The sequence below is a fragment of the Nocardia sp. NBC_00416 genome, assembly GCF_036032445.1.
In the GTDB taxonomy this organism is placed as follows: domain Bacteria; phylum Actinomycetota; class Actinomycetes; order Mycobacteriales; family Mycobacteriaceae; genus Nocardia.
Genome location: NZ_CP107932.1, coordinates 710,705 through 730,074 on the forward strand (window position 1 = coordinate 710,705; position 19,370 = coordinate 730,074).

The 19,370-nt window shown below is 63.0% G+C and carries 15 protein-coding genes; 5 read left to right on the forward strand and 10 right to left on the reverse strand.

Annotation, left to right across the window (positions count from 1 at the left end; translation table 11 throughout):
- Nucleotides 1-12: 12 nt before the first annotated feature.
- Complete coding sequence (locus OG804_RS03260; RefSeq protein WP_328393696.1) at nucleotides 13-261, reverse strand: hypothetical protein; 249 nt, start codon at nucleotides 259-261, stop codon at nucleotides 13-15.
- 474 nt (nucleotides 262-735) lie between these two features.
- On the opposite strand from OG804_RS03260, the gene OG804_RS03265 reads away from it, so the two are divergent.
- A complete protein-coding gene (locus OG804_RS03265; RefSeq protein ID WP_328393698.1) occupies nucleotides 736-1,254 on the forward strand; it encodes an Imm21 family immunity protein in 519 nt (172 codons plus the stop codon).
- A 67-nt stretch (nucleotides 1,255-1,321) separates the two neighbouring features.
- On the opposite strand, the gene OG804_RS03270 is transcribed toward OG804_RS03265, so the two are convergent.
- The gene (locus OG804_RS03270; RefSeq protein ID WP_328393700.1) at nucleotides 1,322-1,768 is read right to left on the reverse strand and encodes a DUF4265 domain-containing protein; all 447 of its coding nucleotides are present in this window, start codon (nucleotides 1,766-1,768) and stop codon (nucleotides 1,322-1,324) included.
- A 219-nt stretch (nucleotides 1,769-1,987) separates the two neighbouring features.
- Between OG804_RS03270 and OG804_RS03275 the strand changes: the two genes are divergently transcribed.
- On the forward strand, nucleotides 1,988-3,160 hold the full coding sequence (locus OG804_RS03275; protein WP_328393702.1) for a molybdenum metabolism regulator: 1,173 nt from the start codon (nucleotides 1,988-1,990) through the stop codon (nucleotides 3,158-3,160).
- A 157-nt stretch (nucleotides 3,161-3,317) separates the two neighbouring features.
- Here the strand turns inward: OG804_RS03275 and OG804_RS03280 are convergent, their stop codons facing one another.
- Nucleotides 3,318-3,641, reverse strand: coding sequence for a hypothetical protein (locus tag OG804_RS03280; RefSeq protein WP_328393704.1), 324 nt, complete (start codon nucleotides 3,639-3,641; stop codon nucleotides 3,318-3,320).
- 67 nt (nucleotides 3,642-3,708) lie between these two features.
- Nucleotides 3,709-4,059 (reverse strand): hypothetical protein, encoded by a 351-nt coding sequence (locus OG804_RS03285; RefSeq protein WP_328393706.1) that lies wholly within the window; start codon nucleotides 4,057-4,059, stop codon nucleotides 3,709-3,711.
- A gap of 62 nt (nucleotides 4,060-4,121) precedes the next feature.
- On the opposite strand from OG804_RS03285, the gene OG804_RS03290 reads away from it, so the two are divergent.
- Nucleotides 4,122-5,558 carry a helix-turn-helix domain-containing protein gene (locus OG804_RS03290; protein WP_328393707.1) on the forward strand — a complete coding sequence of 479 codons (1,437 nt, stop codon included), beginning with the start codon at nucleotides 4,122-4,124 and terminating at the stop codon, nucleotides 5,556-5,558.
- 11 nt (nucleotides 5,559-5,569) lie between these two features.
- The gene (locus tag OG804_RS03295) at nucleotides 5,570-6,253 is read left to right on the forward strand and encodes a GDSL-type esterase/lipase family protein (RefSeq protein ID WP_328393709.1); all 684 of its coding nucleotides are present in this window, start codon (nucleotides 5,570-5,572) and stop codon (nucleotides 6,251-6,253) included.
- Between the two features lie 174 nt (nucleotides 6,254-6,427).
- Here OG804_RS03295 and OG804_RS03300 read toward each other — a convergent pair whose 3' ends face one another.
- From OG804_RS03300 to OG804_RS03315, 4 genes are all read right to left on the reverse strand, one after another.
- Nucleotides 6,428-7,873 (reverse strand): hypothetical protein, encoded by a 1,446-nt coding sequence (locus tag OG804_RS03300; protein WP_328393711.1) that lies wholly within the window; start codon nucleotides 7,871-7,873, stop codon nucleotides 6,428-6,430.
- A complete protein-coding gene (locus tag OG804_RS03305; RefSeq protein ID WP_328393713.1) occupies nucleotides 7,870-8,466 on the reverse strand; it encodes a hypothetical protein in 597 nt (198 codons plus the stop codon). The genes OG804_RS03300 and OG804_RS03305 overlap by 4 nt, the downstream gene beginning before the upstream one ends.
- Nucleotides 8,467-8,629: 163 nt before the next feature.
- A complete protein-coding gene (locus OG804_RS03310; protein WP_328393715.1) occupies nucleotides 8,630-13,216 on the reverse strand; it encodes an Eco57I restriction-modification methylase domain-containing protein in 4,587 nt (1,528 codons plus the stop codon).
- A gap of 3 nt (nucleotides 13,217-13,219) precedes the next feature.
- Nucleotides 13,220-16,105 (reverse strand): helicase-related protein, encoded by a 2,886-nt coding sequence (locus OG804_RS03315; protein ID WP_328393717.1) that lies wholly within the window; start codon nucleotides 16,103-16,105, stop codon nucleotides 13,220-13,222.
- A 615-nt stretch (nucleotides 16,106-16,720) separates the two neighbouring features.
- On the opposite strand from OG804_RS03315, the gene OG804_RS03320 reads away from it, so the two are divergent.
- Nucleotides 16,721-18,136: a serine/threonine-protein kinase gene (locus OG804_RS03320; protein WP_328393719.1), complete on the forward strand. Its 1,416-nt coding sequence runs from the start codon at nucleotides 16,721-16,723 to the stop codon at nucleotides 18,134-18,136.
- 240 nt (nucleotides 18,137-18,376) lie between these two features.
- Here the strand turns inward: OG804_RS03320 and OG804_RS03325 are convergent, their stop codons facing one another.
- A complete protein-coding gene (locus OG804_RS03325; protein ID WP_328393721.1) occupies nucleotides 18,377-19,042 on the reverse strand; it encodes an isochorismatase family protein in 666 nt (221 codons plus the stop codon).
- Nucleotides 19,039-19,365 carry a Dabb family protein gene (locus tag OG804_RS03330; RefSeq protein WP_328393723.1) on the reverse strand — a complete coding sequence of 109 codons (327 nt, stop codon included), beginning with the start codon at nucleotides 19,363-19,365 and terminating at the stop codon, nucleotides 19,039-19,041. Before OG804_RS03330 ends, OG804_RS03325 begins: the two co-directional genes overlap by 4 nt.
- Nucleotides 19,366-19,370: the final 5 nt, after the last annotated feature.

Below are 19,370 nucleotides of genomic sequence, written 5' to 3' on the forward strand. Positions count from 1 at the left end.
GTGGTTCCGGCTTCACGCGGTCGGCGAATCCCGCTGGGAATTCCGCAATGGTGGGACTGTTATCGGCGGCTCGGTGTTCTCGGTGAGGACCACCGAGCGGTCGGCGGTGAGCGCCCAGACCTTCTCGTCGTGATCAGGGTCGTCGTGCCGGATCACTACCGCATTGGTGTTGCGCACGAGATCGGGGCCGAGACGGGTGGTCAGCCACACTGCGGTGGCGTCGGTGGACGGCTGTCTGTCGATGGTTGCGAAGCCGAGCATATTTCTCCGGTCGGAATGATATGTGATCAGTTGTGTTGTGCCAGGGCAGTTTCTACTGATCACTACTGGACACAACGCTTTCGTACTCGGCCGATCTCGTGTTACGCGCACTCACTGGTTCTTCCTGATGGCGACCGGGTATATCTAGTAGTCGCGCATTGCGCCTTCGGCGACGCCGATCACCGACTCGGTCGGTTCGGCGATGCTGGGGTCAGGCGTTTCCACGGCATCTTCCTCCTGGGAAGGTAGTGATCACTACTCCGCCTGCTGTCGCGATCACGGTGGACCGGGCGGTTCGGCTATCGCTCCGGTGAAGCGTCGACTTATCTGATGGCAGCGGTTCGTGGCCGGGGTCAGCTGTCCCGCAGCGCGCCGTCCGGGACCGCCGGTGCGGTGGTCGGCCGAAGCCCGAGGAACCGGTAGTCGACAATTGTGAGCGCAAGCGAGCAGACCGAACGAAACGAGCGAGCCGTCATGCCATACACCTGGGTTCACTCCGCCGGAGGCCCTTTGCTCATCGCCCCTGAATCCGAACTCGGTCACTGGGGCGGCGCCGAGGATATGGATGGGCCGGTGGAGACGTGGGGCGATTACGGCCGAGCCTGCTCGGTGCGGAATTACATCGGCCTGGTCGCGATCGGCTCCCAGCAGGCCTTGGTTCTCGGCGATCAACCCGCTCGCACGACCTATCTCCCCGGTGAGCGGGTGTTCCTGCGCGGGGCGGCAGCCGGCTCCGACGTGGTGCGGCGAGTACTGCGAGACATCACGTGGGATCCGGACGAAGACCTTGTCTGGGAAGTACGAGAACCCGTCGTGCTTTTCGACTCGGCATGGGCGGGAGCAGAGATCGAGCCCGACAATCAACTCCTCGTCGACCTGGATCCAGGGAGTTACCGAGTCCGGGCAACTTCTCTCCGGGACTCGGGTAACTGGATGATCCTTGTTCGGCTCCAGCAGATCATCGGCGACACCGAGTCAGCGGAAGCCCGCTGAGGTCGCCATCCAGCAGGGTCGAAGCCATTTCGAAGTCACTGTCCTGATCGCCGCGGAGCCCGCTGCCTCACCCTCGAGCTGTGGCTGCCCATGCCGGGGTAACGCACCCTTCCTCCCAGTGCCACCATTTCATTTCTTCACCGTGTTCCAACAGCTCGCGGATCTTCGACAGGTTCGCTTCCGGCGGCACATCCAAGGCGACCATCCGGTACCGCTCGAGGCCTTCGCCTGTCGCGCCGAGGCGGTGGAAGATCTCGAGCACACTCTGCCGGGCGGCAGCCGAGCCGTCGTCCTTCAGCACGATCAGTCGGATAGTGCAGTTCCGCGACCGCTGGACCGTCTCCCCGGCCCAGAGAACACCCTCGTCATCCAGCTCCACGGTGACGATGTCCCCGTTGGCGACTCCGCGGACGAACCAGGGCGTATTCTCCAACCGCGCCGTACCGTCAACGAGGTTCACCGCCCATAGGCTCTCGACGCTAGCCGGTGGCCAACCGTCCTCGTCGATGTCCATTCGGAAGTGGACCTTCACATGGTCGTCACGGACGTCGGTCATCGAACCATCATCCACCGCATCTACTGCGCCGGACTTCGGAGCCCGGATGAAGCACCGGATCTTGCCGGCTGCACGCCCCGGCCTCTGACGGGCAGCCGGCCAGGTGACCGGCTTCCGAATGTCGGTGTCCCTTGCTAACTTGTCGCGTTCTGATCCGACGAAGCGACGAGGCGAACTATGGCAATCGGGAACAACATCGGTTTCGAACAGTCCGAGGATGTGAAGTCCGCGCCGGTGCTGTGGAGTTTTCATTCCGGCGCCGCCGCTTCCGGTGTCGTCGTGGACGAACGGGGCTGTTGGGTGGGCACCGAGAGCGGTGACGTGTTCACTGTGACGCCGGAGGGCGTGGTCACCGGCCGATTCCGGCTGCCGAGTGCAGTCGAATGCGTTGTGGCCGATGGCTTCTGGATCTACGCCGCGTGCGCCGACAACCAGGTCTATGACCTGTCCGGCACGGTGCCGCGAGTCGCCTACGAAATACCGGCCGAGATCGACGTCTACTCGCTCGACATCCATGAAGGCCGCCTCTGTGTCGCCGACCGGAAAGGTGTCATCACCGCGATCGATTGGAACGGGGAATTGCTGTGGAGTAATCCCGGCGACGAGGGCGGGGTGATCCAGATCGACTCGCACGCCGTCTACCACGGGCATTCCGCCGGTGTCACCGGATATGACTTGGAAGCCGGATACCGCGTGTGTCACGAGGACACCGATGGCGCGGTCCTGTCCGGCTGCCAGGACGAGAACGCGTTCTATGCCGGCACCGATGACAACTCTGTCGAGGTGGTCGGCAAGAACGAATGGGCGGGGATCGGCTACCTGTGCGATGCGCCGGTACAGTCCTGCGCCACCGCCCCCGACGGCCGCGTCTTCGCCGGGGACGACTGCTCCTCGGTGTACTGCTGGGACATGTCGCGATGCGGTGCGTGGAAATGGGCCACCGGCTGCGGCTCGGCCTCTTCCATGCAGTACCACGACGACAAGCTGTACCTGGTCACCACCACCGGAACCCTCGCCTGTCTCGACGTCAGCGAGGCCGCCTTCCGCGACGCCGAGCAGGGTGTGCTGCCCGAGACGGTGTCGGTGACGGCTCCGGAGATCTCCGCCGTGGTGCCCGGCAACACCGTCGAGGTCACCTCCGATGCCGGGAGCGGCGTTGTCGTCGAATGCGTGCTGCAGAACGGCGAGCAGTGTGTAATCGCCGTCTCCCCTGATCACGTGTTGTCCTTGGAGGTCCAGTTCCCCAAGGACCTGTGGCGTTCCGGTGCCCGCTATGTGGTCGATGACGTGGACGAGCCCGAGCGCGGCTTCTTCTACCGAGTCCGCGGCGACATCCGACAGCTGATCTGACCGCCGGCCGGTCACAGGGGCGGCCGGTCGTCCGGTGGCTGTGCCCGCCCTCTCGGCACGCGGATGGTTCATCGTTTGTCCCGGTGTTCGGGCAGCGTCACCGCCAAGATCAGCACGGCGAGTGGCAGGCCGATCGCGATGGCGAATCCGAGCGTGATCACTGCTCGGTCCGGTGCTGTGTGGTGATGGCCGACCCCAGGGGATACTCCTGCGTTCCGGTGATCAGGCCGGCGGCTCGGGTGACCACCCACCACGGAGTGCGGGGTTCGAGGGTGCCGAGGTGGGGGATCACGACCGCGTCCGCGGCGTGTTCCAGGGCGTGCTGGACGGCGATCAGTGCGGCCAGGACGGCGACGGCATCCGTGTGGACGGTGTGGACGATGACCAGCCGGTATTTCCGCGTCAGTGCTTCATAGGTGGCCGGGTTGTGGGTGCTGTGCAGGAGGGCAACCGCCCGTGTCGGTGCGTCCGGTTCCGTCACAGTGCTTGCCCCTCCACGATTCGACATGGACGTACCGGGAGCGGGCCGCAGGCCCACGGTTCGGCGGTCACTGTTGGGCCTCGATGTACTGGGCTGCGAGCCGGAAGCGGGGGCAGTTGTGTTCGGTGTGGTCGGCCATCAGGTGGATGGCGTGTGCTCGCCCGCGGATGGGGTCGGTGCTCTTGCAGGCTGCCGGGTGGTCGAGGTGGCGGAGGCCGGCGGCGACGCGCTCGAGGAGGTCGCGGTTGCGGGTGTGCCAGAGTCGGATGGTGGCCGCCATCGACTGGTTGTGCGCGCGTCTGGTGGGGAGTTTCGGTAGTTCCTGACGCAGGTGGTCGTCGATCGGGGCGGTACCGGAAGGGATCGGGTCCACGCAGGCCGGATCGCGGACGGTGGTTTCGGTTGAAGGAACGGGCATAACGGTCGGCTCCGGGTTCTGTCGGGGCGAAAGTCGAGCGTGCGCCTCTGCGGATTGCGGTAATGATTGGTTTCAGCATTGCTGTGTTCTTGCGGCAGAAGGACACACTGAACCTGTACGGAGGCCGTACGCTGGCGGTATCGCAGCGGAGGGGAGAACGCCGAAAGATGACGATTATCAAGTGGACTGGGATCGAGGTCGCCGCGCTGCGCACAGCGCTACGGGACACGCAGGTTCAGTTCGCCGACCGGATCGGTTGTTCGATAGAGTCGGTCGGCAAATGGGAGCGCAGGGGCGCGGACATCACGCTGGGTGCGAAGTACTCCGAGTGCATGGACACCGCCCGCAGGAGACTCGACGACGAGCAGCGGGCGCGTTTCGAGGCCGCGCTCGACCAGGACCAGCGAAAGGCGTCAGCTGACGTATTCCCGCGGCCTGCGGGAGATCCGACGGGTTGCTCGCGGTCACCTATGGTGATGATTCGGCCGAGTGGCGGCGCCTCGGATGGTTCGCGCAGAGGCTCCGGCGATGACAGCATTTCGACCTTGCGGCGGCTGCTTATGGGGTGCATCCCAGATACGCCGCCAGTCAAAGAGGCCGAGATGGCGGCTGCGGTAGCGGGCACTTGGGATCTATTCTTTTCCGCTCGGTTGGGCGAAATGGAGCGAACGCTTCCTGCCGTTTTGGCGGGCGCATACAGTGCCGCCGAGGAGTCAACCGGAGAGAGGCGCCGGCGGGTACATATTCTGCTCGCGCAACTATTGCATGCCTCTGCCAACCTTCTTGGATACGTGGCGCATGCGGACTTGGCAGCCCTCGCGCTTGCGCGTGCGGATGCGTTAGCCGCAGAAAGCGGAGACGAGCTGACACAGGCTGCGATTAAAGGATCACAATCGTGGATTCTGGCGAAAAGCGGACTGTACGACAATGCGGCCGCGTATGCCGAGGTGGCCGCTGTTGGCATAGAACCGCGATTGTCCACCGCCACACCGCGCCATATGGCGATCTGGGGCGAGCTTCTCTGTTATGCCGCATTTGCAGCTTCTCGAACGGGAGACTACGGCGAAGCGAGAAGATTCCTTCGTTTGTGCGAATCTGCCGGGACGCAGCTAGAAGACGACTATGGTACGAGGCCTGAGGCGTCCAATGTGTTCGGGCGCACCTCGGCCGCTAGCTTCGGTGTCATCAACGAGGTTTCGGCGAATCGGCCGCGTGAAGCTCTGAAGCTAGCGAGTGTAATCAGCGGCGGTGATACCGGTATCCCGCCCACACTGCAGAGCCGTCGGCTCATCAATGTCGCCCATGCTCAGATCGGCAGCCGAGATGATGCAGGGGCCGTGGATACGCTTCGTCGAGCGTGCTCGATGGCGCCAGAATTCGTGGGCCACATACCACTGGCTCACGAGCTGACGAATGAACTGATGAATCGTCGAAGTCGGCTTCAGGCGAGTGGCCTTCTTGGAGTGGCCGACCATCTCGGTTCATCCATACGAGCTTAAGGAATTCGACCTTGATCGTTGACCCAACCGCATTTACTATCCTGTGTTTCGGTGATTCCAACACCTTCGGTCAGCCTGCCGAAGAGCGCGGCCGATGGCCAGTGGACGTGCGCTGGACTGGGCGGCTGCAACAAATACTGGGTACCGAGTACGCCATTCTCGAGGAAGGCCTCGGCGGCCGAACAACCGATCTCAACGACCCAGATCGGGAGGATCGCAATGGTCGCACGTACTTCCAACCATGCCTACGCAGCCACTCGCCCTTGGACATGGTGGTAATCATGCTGGGGAATAACGATCTCAAAACCAAGTTCGGTCGAGAAGTAGGTGCTGTCGCTACCGCGCTCGAAGGCTATATCGACGATATCGAGCGCACTGCTTGGACACGCACCGGCGGAGCACCCGCGACATTGCTGGTCAGTCCGATTCATCTGGATGCCGACCAGCCGGCGTTTGCCGAGCAAAGTTCAGAATACGACGCTGGCTCCGCGCGCAAGTCGCGCGAACTCGCTGCGGCCATAGGCCGTGTTGCGTACAAGCGCCGTGCTATGTACGTGGACGCGGCAACTGTCGCTTGTGCGGGTGGCGATGGTGCGCATCTGAGCCGTGGTTCACACGAACCGCTTGCAAGACTGATTGCCAAAGAGATAGCGCGAAATGAGGCTGTTGCGCGGTCAGATGGCGGTGCCACCTGACCGTGCAGCAGTCTCACCCCGAGCCCGGGTTGTGGTCAGGGACTGGAAACACGAATACAACCACCACCGAGGACTTTCCGCACTTGGCTACCGAACCCGAGCGGGATACGCTGCGACCCGCACCCACCGCGATAACCGGGTCTCACAAGCGGTGGACCACATCATGGCGACCGGTCAAGAGGGCTCGCTTTCGGCATCGTAATTCTTGGAAGACTCAAACGGGCCTAGGAAGTTACTAAGAGTGTCTCTCTGCTGAGTGGACTGATCTTGCGTCATTGACCAGGTAACCCAAACAAGGCTAGTCAGCGCGAATCGGGCAGTTGGGGCTCCGAAGGAGATACTGCCTGAAAAATCAATTGTTAGAGGCTGACCACTGCCCGCCAATGCTGTTGCGCGGTTCACGACGGAATCAGGTCCGAGTAAATCATCGAACGACCCGACCGATTCATCCTCGGATATATCTGCATTGTCTGCAGACCCATATGTAACAGTTCGTCCTCCGCCGACCAGTTCGACAGAAGTGACCGGAATACTCGAAGACTTCGATCTTCTGAGCAATTGCTGCGGAGAAGGAAGTACGTCAGCGCTTCTGGTTCGATTTGGCAGGTCGCTAACTCGTTGGCCAACCCAGGCCTGCCGGCCAAGGCCGCGAAGGGAGAGGTTCCCATCCTCAACTTGCCAAATAAGCGGATCGATATCCTGATCCGCATGAATCGTGCCCTCTACGCGGCATGTCCTAGCTGCAAGTTGGTTTATTGCTGTCGACAGGATGGATTGTAAAGCTGTCTGCTGACCGACCAGGTGTAGCGTGCGGAATGTCTCCAACGAGACGCTCCTGCCAACGCGGCTCCAAAAGGAATCAAGCTCTTGTGGGACAGTTCGGAGCAAGGCTGTGAGCCTATCCGGCGAGATATCAAAGCCAATATTGCGGTTCTCTCCCGGAAACTGTAATGGATCTCCGCCCGAGGCTATCCACATCGTCTCCAAGATTGACGTCATCTCGGTTGCTACGCCACGATCGAGGACCTCACTTATCGTCTCAAGTGCCAGTGCAGTGGGAACGCGATCGGCCTCCATTGCTCCGGTGAACCCACGGCTAACGATCGCCGCGGTATCGTCGGCGGTCTCTTCCTCCAGTAAACCTCTCCCGCCTCGCAAGATCGAGGAAGGTAGCAGCGTAGAACCAGGCGCGGATGATTGTCGTGTCATCTGCTCAAACGCGCCAACCTCGGTCACAAGGGTCTCTGACTCATGTGCAGTTTCAGATAGTCCATTAAACCTGATGTGCTCAACGGAGGCTTCGTCTATATGTATCAGATTCGAGAGAAATACAAACATCGGATGTTCTGAGGCGTGTTCTTTAACGTCTAACTCAATCTTGGCTGGATTTTGGGTAGGGCGGAGGTAGACTTTGCGGATTTCGTTACTACCTCGAGACGGCCACTCCAAAACGAGATCAGGAATGTAAGAGTGATTGAAGTATTCAGTGTTTACAATCCTGGCGGTTGGGTCGGCGACGACCAGGGTATCATTGATAATTTCCTTTACTCGCCGAACCGATTCATTTCCGTCTTCAATCAAGAAGGCGCTGTTCAACTTCGCGGCTGCCTCGGAAGTCATCTCTTCGCCCTTTCTAGAGTCTCATACCGTGTAATTACTGAAAGATGGTCGTCACTCATGGAAAGGTGGTAGACCTGTCTATCTGAGAGGACTAGGATCCATATTCGATCGGCCACTTCTTTGATTGTGTACCCGTCGAGTTCAGCTTTCATTGCTTCATCCTCGGATATAAAATTATACTTCCATTTTTCTCGCACACTGGATTGGACTTTTTCAGGTTTATCAAGCTTCGACCAGTCTGTCGAATTGAACGGGGCCCAGGTAATCCACATGAAATTATCGCATCGCTCCGGCCGTTGCTCATAAGCCCGATAACACTTAGCTAAAAATTCTCTGAACAGGGTAGGTTGGTCCTGTGCGTCCTTGTACTTTTTGACTTCCGCAAAAAAGTCCTGGCTATCGACCTCGCCGCCAACAAGGCTTCCTCCGATATCGAAGGAGAATTTTCCTCCGGGCCGCTCGAAGGTTAGCTTCCGTACGGCGATGGGGTCAGGCTGTTCCCATCGAACTTGGGCTCGTGTAGTGCGCTCCAGCCACCGCTTTGCAAGCCATGTACCATCCGCCCCCTTTGCGTGCTCGGTTTCCCCTGCCATAGTAGAAGCATATACCTTTCGGAGTTGTTCGGTGCCTCATTGGATAAGGTTGATTCTGATTTGAATATTGTCTGCGAGTCGAATACTCAGAGTATTTTGGCCGCGTCGAAAATAGGTTATCGTAGTTCGTCGAGCGCTCGGAATCGTACGGCGAGCGAGTTATTCAAAGTGATGAATTTAAGGCGGAGAAGTGGGCGTGGGCTATTTGCATGTCATGTTCGCGGTCGACGCCTCTGATGGGTTCTTCGTAGGTGATGCCATCGACTGTTAGGTCGGAGGTGGGGAGGGTGCCCCTTTTGCGGTATTCGGAGGCGAGTTTGGTGGGGAGTTGGCGGCCGTTTGTGTCGTAGAGGGCTTCGCGTTCGTACTTTTGGAGGACGGGGAATTGGGTTCGGTAGATCGTCAGGAGTTCGTCGGCGGTGATGCCGAGCATGACGGCGACGATTGCGTCGATTTCGATGAGGGCGATTCGCCGGTCGGCGTCGCTGCGAAGTGGTGTATGTGCTGACCAGTTGGGCTGGACATCGCCCAGTGAGAGTCCGAATGGGCCATGTGCATTCAGTCCTGGTGTCCAGGAGTCGTGTTGCCATCTTGGGTCGAAGAGTTCGGACCACAGAGGAGCGTACTCGCGGACGAGGCAGTTGAGTCTGAGGGTGCGAAGGATGAGGTGCTGCTCGAGGACGTGGCCGCGCAGGTGTGGGATCTTGCCAAGGGTCGACACCTTGATGTGCCCTACGCCCATCGTTTTGACCAAGAAATCGGCGATGAGAGAGCTCGTGGTGCCGGCGATTGAGGCCAGATCGGCGGCGTCCTCGACAGTTAGCGAACGTACAGCGTCGACGTGTGCTGGTCCAGGGGGAAGAATTGCAGTGTGCAGAGTGCGGACTGTTGCCGAATCACACATCTCTCTCCAGGCGAGCCGGTAGTAACCTGAACTCGGCTCGTCATCCCAGTGTGGGTAGGCGGTCAAATACTCTGGCGCTGGGCGTGCCAACTGATAGTTCGTTCGGGGAATGAAATCCTCGGGCATGGTGTCCAGATCGATCGGTGAGTAATCCAATCCGCCGCGCATCGTTGGGTTGCTCTGCTGACTGATCGGAGTCGCTACCGTCAGGTGCGGGCCCTGCAGGATTACGTCTGCCCAGCAGTTGGGGACTGCGGACCTGGACTCGAAGTATCCGCGCTTCCGGTCTGCCGATTCATGCCAGCCCGCGGTCCATTGGAAGCGGACACCTGCGAGGCGGGGCGCGGCGGCGATCTTTTCCAGCACCTCGGAACTGGCACGGTTCACCGGATACAGCATGCGCGCTTCAGTGGTGGGTGTTTCAGGTTCGTCGATTAGGGCGGCCCAGGCAGCGAGTTCGGCTCCAGTGACCTCGATGATGCGTTCGGCATGCGCGCGGGTATCCCATCGACCATCAGGGTCTTTCACGCCGGGAGCGGGGCCATTACCATCGTGTCGCAATGACCGGACCGCGACATCCGGGTGGTATAGAACCCCGGCGTGTAGGAAGTGAATCACCGAGTGCGCGCCGTATATGTGGACTCCATACGGGCGGGTGTGTTGGATTTCTGTGAACAACCGCAGTTCGTTGCGGAACTGCCAGTGTCGCCGCAACCGGTGATAGCTTTCCCGGCGTAGGGTATGTGCACGCGACTCGGTGAAATGGCTTTCCGGATGGATCAGCGAAACAATGCCACCCGGGGCCGTGGATCGCCAGGTGCGTTCCATGAAGCACCGATACATGTCCGGCTGCAGTCCGTCGAGGACGGGCCGGTCGATTGCCGAGCCGAAATGTTCGTTCTGTCCCGCCTGGTTCGTGCGTTCCTCCAGGAAAGTCGTGCGCTGAGCGGGTGCGGCCAGTACCTCTGCGAGTTTCTCCCGTCTGACCGACTCCGATGGCTTGTTCGCCAACTGCCACCAGGGATCGAAGTCTGCGAGCACGGCCGCCTCATCCCAGTCAGGGCGTACCCAAGGCGGATTACCTACCTGAAGATCGAAGCCGCCGCGTCTGAATACCGGAGCGAAGTCGAGCTCCCAATGGTGAAACCCTTGTCCTCGGGAGATATCCATCGCCATGCCCAACCAAGGAAACTCCCGGACCGCCGCGTCGATCGTTTTCCCTTGTGCGAACGTGCGGTCTGTGTCCTCCGCAGAATCCAGTTCGTACCAGGTCAGATCTCCAGCGATACTTATCTGCCCGTACTTCTCGAATTTCCCGGCTTTCGGCGCGATGCCGAGTAAAGCTTCGAGCCCGCCGACCCACTGATCCCAGTCCGGTGCAGCCACATCAGTGGTCACTGGCCAGGACCATAATGCGCACCAGGCGTCCATAGCCCGGCGCAGTCGGCGGTAGGCTCCGTTCTCGTCGTACAGGATCGCTTCGATCTGTTCCCGTTTGACGCCGGGCCCGGGGTCGACGGGTTCTCCACCCCACAGGTGCAGGTCGCGGCGGATGGATTCTTCGGCGATGGTGAGCCGTCGTAGTGTCAGCTCCCACAGTGTTTCCACTCGTTGCGCCAGCGCTGTCAGCCGATGAGTGATCCCCTTCGACGGCAACTTGCGGATATCGTTGCGCCACAACCGGAGTTCTTCTCGCTTCTCCGGTGCGTAGGTTTTGGCTTCGGCGGTATCCACCACCGCGCCCCAGCCGTCGGCGGGGAGGAGGAAGTGGTGGATACCCGCGCCGATCTCCTGTCCCAGCGGGATATCCGCGGGCACCGTTTTCAGCCAGGCTTTCTTCGCGAGATGGGTCGGTTGGTACACAGCCCGTCGGGCGCCGATGAGGGAGTTGCCGCGGCGCAGGTGCAGGCCGAACCAGGGGGCTTGGAGGCCGGCGACCATGGTGTCGAGCCAGAGGGAGATTTCGGCGAGTTCGACGGCGGTGGCGTTCAGGTCGACCCCGTACACCTGGTGCAGGGCGATATGCGCCTTCACCTTTTGCAGTTCGACCGGGTATCGGTCGGGTTCGATTCGTTTGTCGAGGTCGTGCTGCTTGCGGGTCAGGTATTCGGCGGCGAGCTGCCGGACAGCCTCGATAGCGAATGCCCCTGATCCGAGGGCGGGCTCGCAGATGGTGAGTTGGAGGATTTCTTCGGGAGTGGTGCGGGTGTCGTTCTGGTCGAGCAGTTCTTCGAGTGCTTGGGAGACGACGAACTTGGTGAGCACTTCGGGGGTGTAGTACGACGCCGACTGTTGGCGTTCGCGGCCGGCGAGGCGGAAGACGAAGGTGCCTTTGCGGTGGACGACCGGTTTCAGTTCGTGGGTGGTGGGGTCTTCGGCGCGGACGAAATCGGATTCCGAGAGGTGGTCGGCGCGGTCGACCGGGACTACCCAGGAACCCTTTTCCGGGTCGCCGTTCTTGGCGACCTCGTACAGGTCTTCTTCGGCGAAGAACCCGGTGTAGGACATCAGGCCCTCGTAGACCGCGCCGAGCTGGTTGATGCCGAGTTCGGCGTAGCTGATGAACCCTCGGTCGGCACCCTTGCGGGACTTGCTCTCCTTGGTGAGCAGGAGGTGTTCGAGGACCTGCTGGGTTGCTTCGTTGCCGAGCCCCACCTTGTCAATGAGTGCGGTGGCTTTCGGTGAGAACAGGTCGGCGCGGAGGGGATTGAACTGGAGACCGGGCGCGGGATCGTCGGTGATGTTCTGGCGGACCGCAGGAGTGTGCCCCTGGTCGACCAGGTCGAAGAGTTTTTTCAGCGACTCGTACAGATGCGTCCCGGTGCGGGCACGGTGGGAGACCAGTTCGGTGAGAGTGAGTTCGCGGAGCCGGTCGAGACCGTAACCCTCCTCGTATTCGGCAGCCCCGGTGGGCAGGACCTGCATTTCCGGGGACGCTTCCGCATACAGCAGGAACAGGATCCGATACAGGAACCGCAGCGAGTGTTTGGCGAGTTCGTTCGCGTCGACACTGTCCATCGTTTCCCCGCGCTCGCGACGCCGCCGGACCACCTCGTTGGCGATGATTTCGATGGAGAGCCGGATACCTTCGCGCAGGTCCTTGGACACCCCGACCGTGTGCTTGACGGAATCCTCCAGCACCCCGGCCCACCAGATATTCCCGTCGGCGTCCGGTTTCAGTGATTGCACGCCGAAGATCGCGGCCGTTCGGTCGACCTCCCCACCCCGGGCTTCGTGCTTGCGTTCGGCGACCACGAGGAGGTCGACGGCGAGGTAACGCCCCTCGGCCCAGCGCTCGCCTTCGGCCAGCAGGTGCCATTGGCCAGCCTGGACAACGATGAAGGCCGGTGGGGTGTCGGAGCGGAAGGCGGCGGAGACGGCTTTCGAGAGGGATTCGATGGGTTTGCCGTCTTCGGTGGCGGGGGTGATGAGGTGGCCGGTGTCGGGATCGAGGAGGTCTTCGAGAGAGTCGGCCGGGTTTGCTTGGAGGAAGAGGATGTCGGGGGTGCCGGCGAGTTGGGCGGCGGGGATGAGGAGGTCGGAGCCGGCGCGTTCGGTGGTGAAGTCGGTGAGTTCGCCGGGGTAGCCGAAGACCGTGCGGAGGTGCGCGTGAGCTTTGGGGGCGGCGTCGGGGTTTTCGGTGAGGGCGGCGAGGGCGGTTTGCAGGTCGCGGGCGGCGGTGAGGAAGCGGCTGCGGACGGTGTCGCGGCCCTCCTTGGCTTCGGCGTCCCAGCCTTTGCGGAGTTCCATGACCTTGCCGTGGAACGACTCCTTCACCGAATCGGTGGTGAAGTAGTGTTCGCTGATCCAGTCCTCGCCGACGACGATGGAATCGAAGGAAGCCACGGGTTACTGCTCCTGTTCGGGGACGATCACCAGCAGCGGGCGTACCAGTTGCTGGGTGGGGGCGAGGGATTCGGCGAGGCGCTGCTCTTCGGCGATCCGGCGGGACAGTTTGTCGACCTTGCTTTTCTGGCTGCCGAACAGTTCGAGTTGTTCGGCGGCGGAATACCAGCGGTCGGCGCGACGGCGCCAGGCGGCGAGGCGTTCGGTGGCGGTGGCTTCCTGCTGGTCGAGGACGAGTTTCATCGAGTCGCCGGCCTTGTCGACGGCGATCGGGATCAGCTCGCGTAACCGTTGTGGGTTTTCGAGGGCGCCGGGGTTGGCGGTGCCGGGGCGCAGGCCGGTGTCGGTGAGCAGGAAGTCGAGGTCGGAGTGGGTGTTGACGAGGGCGAATGTCGGGCTGGCCGGGTTCGGGAAGACGACGGTGGAGAAGACGCGGGAGACGAGCTGGCCGCGGCGGTTCATGAGGGTGCCCATCAGCAGGACGGCGGGGGCGTCGAGGGTGCCGCGGATGGCGAAGATCTGGTTGCGGCCCAGGGCGCTGAGGGCGCGGTCACTGGCCCAGTCGAGTACGGGGTGCAGGGGGCCGAGGAAATGGGCTTCGGGCCAGGTTGTGTTGTCGATGCCCTTGCCCTGTTTGGCGGCGCGGAGCTGGGCGTCGCCGACCTGGGTGGAGGTGGCGAGTTTGAGGCGTTCGAGGACGCGGCCGTGCTGGAGGTAATTCTGCGGGAGCTGGATCAGGCGCTGGCGCAAGTCTTTCGGGGGGACGAGTTCGGCGATGCCGTGGTCGCGGTGGACGGTCCAGCCGACGCCGCCGGCGGCGGGGTCGGCGTGGGGGACGTCGTTGAAGGCGGCGCGCAGGGCTTCGTCGAGGAAGGAGATGTCGTCGGGATACAGGCTCTGGCGGGGTTGTTCGGGGAGTTCGGGTGCCTCGTCGGCTTCGAGGTCCATCTGGGCGAAGAAGGCGTCGATATCGTCGCCGTCGAGTACGTCGTCGATGCTGCGGACCTGATCGTCGAGAGTAGTTTTGCGGGCCAGGACATCGCGGATCGCGGACTCTTCCTCGCCGACACTGTGTTTGCCCATCAGGGAGGCGACGTCGCCGAGGGTGGTGTGGGCCTGGTTCTCCTTCTCCAGCAGGCGGGACAGGACGCGGAGGTCGCCGGAGAATTCGGGGTCCGAGGGTTCCAGGATCAGGGAGGAGATCACGGGTGGGCGGCGCTGGCCGTAGCGGTCGATGCGGCCGTTGCGCTGCTCGATGCGGATCAGGGACCAGGGGATGTCGAAGTGGATCAGGTTGTGACACTGGGCGTGCAGGTTCACGCCCTCGGAGGCGACATCGCCGGTGACGAGGACGCGGATGGGGGAGGTTTCGAGTTTGAAGCTGTCGACGATCTGCTGCTGTTCGATATCGGAGAGGCCGCCGTGCAGCATGGCGATGTTCTCCGGTTTCAGGCCCAGTGCGTCGGGGAGGGTTTCGGTGAGCCACTTCAGGGTGGCGATGCGTTCGGCGAAGACCACTGCGCGCAGATCAGACTTGGGGCCTACGCCGATCTCCCGTAGCCGTTGGATGAGCGCGGCCTGTTTACCGGCCGATTCGGTGAATGCCTTGTCGTTGAGGTCGGTGAGGGTTTCGAGGGCGGTGAGTTCGGTGTGCTGCTCGGGGGTGTGCGGGCCGCCTTTTTCCGTCAGTTTGCGGCAGCGCTGGTCGATCGATTCGCGTAGGGCGGCGGGGGAGGAGAGGAACGCTTTCGCCAAGGTCCAGGGAAACAGGGACTTCGCTTCGCCGGAGTACGGGGAGGTGCCGGTATTCGGGTGCAGCCATACCTGGGCGAGTTCCCGGGCGACCGCGTCCTCGGCGCGCGAGGGTTGGACCAGGCTGTGCACGGGGTCGGCGCGTTCGGCCCAATCGCTGCCTACCTCCGCGGCGACTTCGTCGTGATGGCGGTGGCGGCGGATCAGCAGGGCGGAGACGTCGTCGGAGCTGAACGAGCCGTCGGCGGCGACGGCGGTGGGGTCCAGGAGACGCAGGAGTTCGGCGAACGATTCCTCGCGGCCGTTGTGCGGGGTCGCCGACGCGAGGATGAGGGCCTCGGTGTTGGGGGCGAGGACGCGGGCGAGTTCGTTGTTCTGGGTGCCCACGTTGGTGAGGTTGTGGGATTCGTCGATGACGACGGCGTCCCAGTGCTGGCGCTCCAGATGTGCTTTGTAGCGGGGGCTTTTGAGGGTGTCGATCGAGATGATCGCGCGCTTGTAGTAGGTGAAGGGGTTACGGGTTGCGGGGAGTTTCTGGCGCACCTTCTGGAGACCGGCCGAATCCAGGCGTACGAACGGGAGCGCGAAGCGGCACCACAGTTCGTGCTGCATCTGCTCGAGGACGTGACGGGGGGTGACGATGAGGATGCGTTCGCCGCGGCCGCGCTGCACCAGCTCGGACAGGATCATGCCGATCTCGAGGGTTTTGCCCAGGCCCACGGCGTCGGCGAGGAGGATCCGGGGGCGGATGAGGCGGGGGTCGAGGGCCTTGGCGACCGCGGCGCGCTGGTAGCCGAGGGAATCGGCGAGCATGCGGGTGGAGACGGTGAGCGTCTGGTCGCCGTACGGGAACGGGGTTTTGCGCAGGAGCGCTTCGAGCCAGAGGCGGGAGTCGCGGTAACCGGAGGAACCGTCGGGGACGACCTCGGCGTCGGCCGGGTTCAACACCTGGATGTCGTCGAGTGCGGCGTAGAAGGTCGCGGTGGTGTCCGCGACCAGTTCGGAGAGGCCGCGTACCCGCAGCAGCGACCCGTCGGCCCCCTGCTCGGCGGAGGTCACCAGCCATTCCTCGTCGCGGACAACGACAATCGAGCCGGGGGCAACGTTGAGATCGTCACGCGGGTGCACGAGGGTCATCGAGGGTGCTCCTGATTTGTGGACGGCCGGACGAATCAACTTAGTACCGCTCGCGGCACCTCTTTTGTTTCTACGCGATTCCATTCAATCTTGGGATCGGTTCGCCGGCAGGCCATTCTGTCGGCAGCAGGTGTCCAGGCGGAGCGATTCCCACGGACGCCAGCGCTCGCTCGAGACCGTCGACCCGGTCCCGGGTCATGCGGTGACAGACGTTGCGCGTCGGACGGGACAGCCGCTTCACGAGCGCAGGGACCGACAGTGTGTACCGCAGATCGCTGCCCGGCAGTTCGACCTCGAGCCGGTCGTTGCTCAGGCACAGGAGCGGGCGAACGGCGGCGTGCTCGCCTGCCGCGGCCACCAGCCGTTCTGCGCGCCGCGATCGACGACGAACAGGGTCGCGATATCGACCTGCACACCGTCGGGATCCCGCGGCTACCGCTGGCCGAACAGCGTCGCTGCGCAGCGGAATTCGCGCGACTCCGTAGGCTCGAAGCAAGCTGGGGGGAACGCCGCGCCGATATCGAGCATCTGGTACGCCTCGGGCACCGGGGGCTGGCCACCGGCCGGCTGCGGCCGGGGACCAGCGACTAGTTTCGACAGATCACGGAGGTGCCGGTGCAGCTTCTAGGAGGCCGATACGAACTCATCCGCCAGGTCGGCGCCGGGGGAATGGGCCAGGTGTACGAGGGATTCGACCGAAACCTCAAACGCCGGATCGCAGTGAAGGTGACGCAGCCCAACCTCGACACCGACCCCGACTGGACCAGACGCTTCCTGCGCGAAGCGGAACTCATGGCGACGGTGAGTCATCCGGGTACGCCGGCGATCTACGACGCCGGCACCACCGAGGAGCCGGTACCGCGCCCGTTCCTCGTCATGGAGTTCGTCGACGGCGTCACCTTCGACGATCTGCTCGCCCGCAGAGGCCCGCTACCGGTCGGCGCCGTGGCGGCACTCGGCGCGCAGATCGCCGCGGTACTCGCGGCAACACACCGGCACCGCATTTACCATCGCGATCTCAAACCGTCCAACCTCATGCTCTGCGACAACGGCACCGTGAAAGTACTCGACTTCGGCCTCGCCGTCGCACTCGATTCAGGGCTCAGCCGCTACACGACCACGGGACAGGCCCTCGGAACACCCGCATACATGGCACCTGAACAGGTCGAATCCCAGGACGTGACTCCGCAGACCGACCTGTACGCGCTGGGACTCGTCGCGCACGAAATGCTCACCGGCGAACGTGTATTCGTCGGCGACAACGCTTACACGGTGTGGAATCAGCAAGTGTCGGCCGCCGCACCGGACATTCGGGACGAACGGCCCGAAATCCCGGCCGATATGGCGGGACTGATCATGTGCATGCTGGAGAAGAAGGCCGAAAGCCGACCGGCCGCAGCGAATATCGTCCACGCGGTACTGATGCGCCATGCGGCCGAGCTCGGCGGATTGGTCGACGATGTGGACAGTCCCGCCCGCATGTACGCCGTAGCAGTGAGCGCGTCCGCTCCCGGACCGGACCTTTCCGCTGCGCTCACACCACCCGAAACGATCCAGGTCGGACAGCGGCCCTCGGCTACGGGTTTCCCCACCGATGATCTGAGCCGCGGCGACCTGCACCGAGCGGTCGAGCGTGCCCGAAGTCTCGCCGACGAGTCGCGTTACCACCCGGCCATCCGGCACCTCAAGACCTTTGTCGACGCGGCGGTACCCGTCCTGGGCGCACGGGACGCGGACGTGGTGGACGCTCGGGTCGAGCTGGCGGGCCTGCGTTTCGAATCCGAGAACTACGCCGAGGCCGCCGACCTGTATCGCGTCCTCATCGATGACTTGACGTCCGAGCGCGGCCCCTACGACGACCAGGTCATGGTCTGCCAGCGGCGGCTCGCCGAATGCGTCCTCCACCTCGGCAGGAAAACGGAGGCACTCGACCGCCTGGTGCGGTTGCGCGGTCACATGGAGGCGCGATATGGAGATTCGGATCGTCGGGTGGTCGAGCTGGCGGAAACCATAGCGGCTATCCGGTCGTGATCCCCCAGGCTGCGGCCACCATAGAAGGCGCTGCGCCCCGACCAGCCAAGGGACGTCCGCCGGGCTGTGGAAAGTGCTCCTCGGTTACCCACACATGTGCGTCGAATATCGCCGACCCTGCCACGCAAGCCCCGTCCCGGCTGAAGGTCATGTCGATGACCCCGTGTGCGCGGACCCTGGATAGCCGAACTTCTGGCCCGCCGGCCGCCGCGCTGTCGCCGCTGGGCCAGCGCAGGTGTGCTACGCCGAGTCTGCTGGACCGGCGTCTCCTGACAAAGAATTCAGATAATCGGACGCTTGGGCCAGCGAATAGACTTCGCCGACCTTCGCGGCGATATCGCGCAGGTTCGATGCGTGGGCGTCGCGATGGCGGTCTCCGACGCAGTCGCGCACCACGATCGGGACGAAGCCGTTCTGCAGCGCATCCAGGGCGGTCGCCCGGACGCACCCGCTGGTCGACAGGCCCGCGATCAGGACGGTGTCGATTCCCCGCGCGGTCAGCGACGCCGCGAGGGATGTGCCCGCGAAGGCGCTCGGGTAGTGCTTGGTCACGACGGTTTCTCCGCGGCGTGGTGCGAAACCGTCGACGAACTCCGCGAGGGGATTGCCCGCGACGAAGCACATCAGACTCGGGACCTTGCGGAAGAACAGTCCGCCGAGCGCGTCATCGGCGTGGTCGTAGCGGACCCGGGTGAGGTAGATGGGAATTCCCGTCGCGGCGGCCTGCTCGCGGAACTCCAGCATGGCCGCCACGGCCTCCTCGACGCCCGCATACAACGGTGAGGCCGGATCGGTGTACGCGCGGGCCGGGTCGACGACGACGAGAGCCGGTCGCGCACCGGGTTCGAGATGCCCCCCGAACGCGTCGTCCGCGGCGAGCGTCGTGGTGAGCGGGGCGTCGGTCATGCCACCTCTGTCTCGCGCGTGCGTACCGTGTCGTCGTCGTACTGCACGAACGCCTTGGCGGCGAGTACCGGCGCGATGTGGTCGCTGATCACGGCGATATGCGCGGGATGGGCGCGGTACGCCTCCCATGCCGGTTGCCCGACGAATCGCAGGTGGAAGCGTAGTGACGCGTTACCGTCGGACAGTCCGGCATCGCGCACGACCTCGGCGCGGACCAGTCCATCGATCCGGTCCGGGAGGGCGAGCAGCGCGTCGGCGATTCCTTCGATCTGCGCGTCGGTGGCTTCGGGCACCAGTGTCAGATGACCCACGTGGTTGAACACGACTT